The sequence below is a fragment of the Streptomyces celluloflavus genome, assembly GCA_000720995.1.
Classification (GTDB): Bacteria; Actinomycetota; Actinomycetes; order Streptomycetales; family Streptomycetaceae; genus Streptomyces; species Streptomyces celluloflavus.
In genome coordinates this window covers 1-208 of the sequence record JOEL01000185.1, presented here as the reverse complement: position 1 = coordinate 208, position 208 = coordinate 1, and the positions used below count along the sequence as shown (strand labels likewise).

Sequence of the window (208 nt, the reverse complement as noted above, 5' to 3'; positions counted from 1 at the left end):
GGTGCGGGGTTTCCGTATCGAACCGGGCGAGGTAGAAGCGGTCCTCGAAGCACATCCCGGTGTGGGCCAGGCGGCGGCGGTAGTACGCGAGGACCGCCCGGGAGACAAGCGCCTCGTCGGCTACCTCGTCCCCGCCGAATTGGATGCGGAGGAGGGGGTGAGTGGTGAGTCTGCGGTGGAGCAGGTGCGTGAATGGCAGGCGATTTTC

The 208-nt window shown here is 66.8% G+C and carries 1 protein-coding gene; it reads left to right on the top strand.

All coding sequences use genetic code 11. The annotated features are described in order from the left end of the window. The coding region (locus IH09_RS38700; RefSeq protein WP_190233552.1) for an AMP-binding enzyme at positions 1–208 on the top strand (208 nt) is incomplete at both ends.